Genomic DNA, 5,382 nt, shown 5'->3' with positions numbered 1-5,382 from the left:
TCGGGGTGGGGGCGCACGCCGTCGAGCAGGGCGTCGGTCGCGGCGCGCGCCTCAGCCAGCAGCGCCTCGGCCGCGTCCCACTCCTCGCGGTGGATGGCCCGAATAGTGCGGGCGCACAGAGCGATGAGGCTGCGCGAGCGCTGGTAAGCCTGGTCGCGCGCCCCGTCGATCTGCTCCATATGGCGGCGTATCGTCTCGGCTATCTGATCCAATTGTTCCATATCACTCACCATGAATAAATGAACCACGGATTTTCACGGATTTGACGGATGAAGACGGATTGAATGCAAGCTTCAATCCGTTTTATCCGCTAAATCCGTGAAAATCCGTGGTTCATTTATTATCGTCCTCGCCGGGGAAGCGGAAGAAGTCATCGGCCAGGTTGGGGCGGGTGTGGGGCAGGCGGATCTCGCCAAACTGCCGCTCGAAGTTGGCGATGTTCTGGCCCAGCGCGGCATGCAGCAGCTTGGCGTGCATGGGACTCATGATGACCCGCGCCGTCAAACTGCCGCGCGGTGTCCGCGGCAAAATCTGGGCGAAGTCGAGCACCACTTCGGCCGGCGTATAGTTGATGAAAGCGAGGTTCGCATAGACGGGCTTCAACTCCTTCGGCAGGTCGATGGAGATGCGCACCTGTTTGGGTTGTTCGGATGGCGTGTCGGTCATTCCTCTTTCCTGATTCTCAATTCTGAACGCGGTAGGGCCGCACCGGCGTGTGCGCCCTGAGGCAGATGCGCAGGCTTGGGGCAGACACGCAGGTCTGCGCCCACGATCACCCCTTCACCGAGCCGGCGAGCAGGCCGCGGATGAAGTAGCGCCCCATGACGATGTAGACGATCAGCGTCGGCACGGCAGCGATGATCGCCCCGGCCATGACCATGTTCCACTCCTTGATCTGGCTGCCGGACAGGTTGCGCAGCGCGACGGTGATGGGTTGCGACTCCGGCCGCTGCAAGATGGTCACCGCGAAAAGGAACTCGTTCCAGATATTAGTGAACTGCCAGATGATGACCACGACGAAGCCGGGTAGCGACAGGGGGAACAGGATGTGACGGTAGATGCTGAAGAAGCCCGCGCCGTCGATGCGCGACGCCTCAATCATCTCGTTGGGCACCTCGGCGTAATAGTTGCGAAAGATGAGCGTCGTGATGGGGATGCCGTAGACCACGTGCACCAGGATCAGCCCCACCAGCGAGCCGCCCAACCCGATCCGCGCCAGAGTGATGGTCAGCGGCACCAGGATAGACTGGTAGGGGATGAACATGCCGAACAGCATCAGCGGAAAGATGATGTTGGCCCCGCGGAACTTCCACTTTGACAGGACGTAGCCGTTCATCGAGCCGAGCATGGCCGACAGGAGGGTAGCCGGGATGGTCAGCTTGAAGCTGCTCATCAGGTTGGGAGCCAGGCCGCGCAACCCTTTCTCCGGGATACCCGACCAGGCCGCCTTGAAGCTCTCCAGGTTGAAGCCGGCCGGCAGCCCCCACAATTTCGACAAGTCCTGCACCTCGGCGAAGGTCTTCAGGCTGCTGCTGAGCAGGACGTAGACCGGGATCAGGAAGATGAGCGCGAACAGCACGAGCAGGAGATAGATGCCGATGCGGGCCGGGTTGAGGCGGGCGGTCATAGCTCGACCTCCTGACGGAAGCTGTAGATGAGATAGGGAATGATGACCAGAGCGACCATCAGCAACATGATGATCGAGATGGCCGCGCCCTGGGCATAATGGTTGCCCTGGAACGTGGTCTCGAACATGAAGATGCCGGGCACGTCGGTGGCGAAGGCCGGCCCCTTGCCGGTCATGGTGTAGATGAGATCGAAAATCTTGAGCGAGATGTGCCCCAGGATGATAAGGGCGCTGAAGGTGATCGGCCGCAGCAGGGGTAGCACGATGTGACGGTAGACGCCGACGTTGGTCGCCCCGTCCACCTTGCCCGCCTCACGCAGGTCATCGGGGATACCGCGCAGCCCGGCCAGATACATGGCCATGGTGTAGCCGATCATCTGCCACGCCGCGGCGATGAAGACCGGGATGAGCGCGATGTGGAACGGCCCAATGCTGGTCGGGTCGGTGTACCAACCCCACTTGAGATTGTCCAGCCCCATCATGCCTAACAGCGCATTCACACCGCGCGGCCGCGACTCGGTGCCCGGCGCGAAGATCCACTGCCAGACGACGCCCGTGACGACAAACGAGATCGCCATGGGGAACAGGTAGATGGTGCGGAAGATGCTCTCCCCCTTGACCTTCTGATCCAGCAGGATCGCCAGCAGCAAGCCGATGCCGATGCACAGCAGCAGGAAGAAGACAGTGAAGAAGAAAGTGTTCCACAGGCCGGTGGTGAAGCGCACCGCGCTGATGCCGCCGATGGCGCGAGAAAAGAGCTGCCGGTAGTTTTCCAGACCGACAAAGGTGTAGTCGGGGGCGATGCCGTCCCACTTGGATACGGAGACCAGCCCCGTCCAGCCGATGAAGCCGTAGACAAAGATGGCCAGCAGGATAATGGAGGGCAGCAGCATGAAGAAGGCCAGCCATCGTTCGTTGCGCGCCTGCGAGTTCATGGCATTACCTCGGAGTAGCATCTGAGGTGCAACCCACTGCATCTACTCCTGGCAGATTTGCTGCAAACCTGCCGGAGTAGACGCAGTGGGTCGCACCTGCTGAACAAAGGCGCTTACTCGGTGCAGACGCCGGCGTCGACGCACGCCTGGGCCATGCCGGCCTGGGCCGCGGCGACGTCGCGGTCGGTGACGAACAGGGTCATCACATCATTGAACGCCGTCACCCAGCCTTCGGACGCGGCCGCGCCGTGGGCCAGGCTCGGGGTGATCTCGTTGCTGGCGAAGTCATCCATCGCCGACTGCAAGTAGGCGTCGTACAGCGTGCGGTCGCTGTCGCTGCGCGGCGAGATGGAACCCTTCAGCGGGTTGAAGGCGTCTTGCCCTTCCTTGGAGCCGGCCAGCGTCAGCCACTTCACCGCGTTGTCACGGTGTGGCGCGTCCTGCGGCAGGCTGAAGGTGTCGGACAGCATCATGAACGTGCCGGTCGTGTCAGGGGAGGGGGCATAGCCGTAGCCCTCGCCCGGCGCGAGGTCGATGGAGGTAAAGTAGCCGTTGGCCCAGTCGCCCATGATGGTCATGGCCGCGTCGCCGTCGGCCACCAGTTGCGCGGCCTGGTCCCAGGACAGCGCGGCATGGTCCTCATTCACGTAATCGAGCATACGGGCGAAGGTCTCTAGCGCCGTGGTGACTTCCGCGCCGTTCCAGTCCGTCTCGCCCGTCCAGAGGCCGCGATAGCCATCGGGGCCGAGGACGCCCAGCAGGACGGTCTCGAACAGGTGGGTGGAGGCCCAGATGCCGTTGTCGCCCAGCGCCAGCGGGGTGACGCCGGCTTCCTGCAGGGCGTCGGCCACGGTGAAGAATTCGTCGAACGTCGTCGGGGCGGTCAGCCCGTTCTCCTCGAACAGAGCCGGGTTGTACCACAGCACGTTGGAGCGGTGGATGTTGACCGGCACGCTCCAGATTTCGCCCTCATAGGAGAGAATGTCGATCACGTCGGACGGATACACGTCCATCCAGCCGTTCTCCTCGAAGATGAACGTGACCGGCTCCATTTTGTCGGCCACGACCCAGGTGTCGATCAACTCGTGCCCGGCATGGACCTGGAACGAGTCGGGCGGGTCGCCGGCCTGCATGCGGGTCGCCAACACGGCCTTCGCGTTGGAGCCAGCGCCGCCGGCCACCGTCGCGTTGACGATCTCGATATCGGGATACGTCTGCTTGAAGACATCGTACATCGCGTTCAGACCGTCGGCCTCGCCGCCGGCCGTCCACCAGCTAAAGAACTCCAGTTGGCCGGCGCCTTCGGCCGGGGCGGCTTCTTCTTCAGCGGGCGCGGCCTCTTCCTCGGCGGGCGCGGCTTCTTCTTCGGCGGGGGCCGCTTCTTCCTCGGTCGCGACGGTCGGTTCGACCGTCTCCGTCGTGCCGCCGCCACAGGCGGCCAACGACAGGGCCAGAACCACCAGCAGGGTGATCAGCCAAAGCAATTTCTTGGACATCACGAACTCTCCTCCGTCATTCACGGGTGTTCCCGGCCGGCTGTGGCCGGCGGGGAAATGGGGTTGCACTATGTTTGGTTCGGTGGGGTGATGACTCTTCTTCTGTCGTGTTGCCGATAGCCACCTCCTGTAGGCCGCCCGGCCCGCCAACCGGGCGCGGACAAGGAGATTCATGAAGCGTGGGTCGGGGGCAGGGCGAATGAACGTGTTTACGTACGGTCGGGAGCCAGCGCAAGGGGTGTCCAGACGGAGGTTCCCGAAGCGGCGCTATCGGCAGTGTAGCACACTCTTGTCAGGCGACAAACTCAGACCTGATTAGGTGGGCGGCCACACATTTCACCCCCATTAGAGTGTCCAGGGCCGCCCACCTGTCAGGTCTTTAAGGAATAGCGTGGGGGCAGTGGTAGCGGTAGTCGAGCAGCGCGCCCGTGTCGCTGAAGCGGAACGTGGAGATGGACGCCGGCGCGGGGTAAAGATCGTCCACACCGCACTCCACCAGTTGGCGCTTTTGCATCGTGGAAGCCGGCCGGCCAAAGGCCCACAGGATGGCGAAGGCGATGGGGTCGCCGTGGCTGACCCCCACCACGTGCTGGCCCAGATGTTCCCGGCGCAGGCGCTCGAAGAAGGCCAGCACGCGCGCCAGGATCTCTTCCGGCTGCTCGTAGGGCGGCGGAAGCTCATGGTAGAAGTCCCAGTTGCGTCGTTCCATCTCCGCCACGGGCAGACCGTCGTAGGGGGAGTGAATCTCGTTGAGCAGGGCGCACTCCACCAGCGGAACCGGCGCGGCGAACTGGTCGCGCACGATCTGGGCCGTCTGGGCGGCGCGCAGCATGGGGCTGTGGTAGATGGCGCTCACCGCATCCTGGGCGAGGAAGCGTCCGGCGGCCGCCGCCTGCTCGCGCCCCTTTTCTGCCAGGACGAAACCGGGCAGGCGGCCGTAGTACACCTCTTCCGGATTCTCGACCCGACCATGACGCACCAGCGAGATCGTTGTCATGATAGAGTCGTCATCCTTTCTCGACCTAAGCCCACTGCCGCTTGGATAATCTGCGAAATCTGCGTAATCTGCGGATGATTTCTTATCCATCAACCCGATTCTATTACGCTGAGCTTATAGCCTCGCCCCCAGACCGTATCGATCTCCACCCCACTGCCCGCCAACCGATCGCGCAGATGAGCGACGTGTACGTCCACCGTACGCGTCTGGCCGTGGTACTCGTAGCCCCAGGCCAGATCGAGCAACTGGTCGCGCGAGAGCACCTGGTTGGCGTGGTCGGCCAGGGTGAGCAGCAGGTCGAACTCTCTGGCGCGCAAGGCGATGGGT

General features: G+C 63.0%; 6 protein-coding genes and 1 pseudogene. All 7 read right to left on the bottom strand.

Annotated elements, in window-relative coordinates; all coding sequences use genetic code 11:
• A pseudogene (locus ACE3UY_RS17360) lies at positions 1-221 on the bottom strand (haloacid dehalogenase); the annotation flags it as partial.
• 112 nt (positions 222-333) lie between these two features.
• The gene (locus tag ACE3UY_RS17355) at positions 334-666 is read right to left on the bottom strand and encodes a DUF3467 domain-containing protein (protein ID WP_374688748.1); all 333 of its coding nucleotides are present in this window, start codon (positions 664-666) and stop codon (positions 334-336) included.
• Positions 667-772: 106 nt separating this feature from the next.
• Positions 773-1,627, bottom strand: coding sequence for a carbohydrate ABC transporter permease (locus ACE3UY_RS17350; RefSeq protein WP_374688747.1), 855 nt, complete (start codon positions 1,625-1,627; stop codon positions 773-775).
• Positions 1,624-2,562 (bottom strand): carbohydrate ABC transporter permease, encoded by a 939-nt coding sequence (locus tag ACE3UY_RS17345; RefSeq protein WP_374688746.1) that lies wholly within the window; start codon positions 2,560-2,562, stop codon positions 1,624-1,626. Before ACE3UY_RS17345 ends, ACE3UY_RS17350 begins: the two co-directional genes overlap by 4 nt.
• Positions 2,563-2,675: 113 nt before the next feature.
• Complete coding sequence (locus ACE3UY_RS17340; RefSeq protein ID WP_374688745.1) at positions 2,676-4,058, bottom strand: ABC transporter substrate-binding protein; 1,383 nt, start codon at positions 4,056-4,058, stop codon at positions 2,676-2,678.
• Positions 4,059-4,437: 379 nt separating this feature from the next.
• Entirely contained in the window at positions 4,438-5,055 is a 618-nt protein-coding gene (locus ACE3UY_RS17335) for a histidine phosphatase family protein (RefSeq protein WP_374688744.1), read from the bottom strand.
• An 89-nt stretch (positions 5,056-5,144) separates the two neighbouring features.
• The coding region (locus tag ACE3UY_RS17330; RefSeq protein ID WP_374688743.1) for a winged helix-turn-helix domain-containing protein at positions 5,145-5,382 on the bottom strand (238 nt) is incomplete at its 5' end.

The organism is Promineifilum sp. (SeqCode), from assembly GCF_041918635.1.
In the GTDB taxonomy this organism is placed as follows: Bacteria; Chloroflexota; Anaerolineae; order Promineifilales; family Promineifilaceae; genus Promineifilum.
Note: the sequence above shows the minus strand (reverse complement) of the source record. Positions and strands in the feature narration are given on the sequence as shown.

What these genes read in the sequence shown, in the direction of transcription:
- ACE3UY_RS17340 (WP_374688745.1), bottom strand. Translation starts at nt 4,058, where the DNA reads ATGTCCAAGAAATTGCTTTGGCTGATCACCCTGCTGGTGGTTCTGGCC.
- ACE3UY_RS17355 (WP_374688748.1), bottom strand. Translation starts at nt 666, where the DNA reads ATGACCGACACGCCATCCGAACAACCCAAACAGGTGCGCATCTCCATC.
- ACE3UY_RS17350 (WP_374688747.1), bottom strand. Translation starts at nt 1,627, where the DNA reads ATGACCGCCCGCCTCAACCCGGCCCGCATCGGCATCTATCTCCTGCTC.
- ACE3UY_RS17345 (WP_374688746.1), bottom strand. Translation starts at nt 2,562, where the DNA reads ATGAACTCGCAGGCGCGCAACGAACGATGGCTGGCCTTCTTCATGCTG.
- ACE3UY_RS17335 (WP_374688744.1), bottom strand. Translation starts at nt 5,055, where the DNA reads ATGACAACGATCTCGCTGGTGCGTCATGGTCGGGTCGAGAATCCGGAA.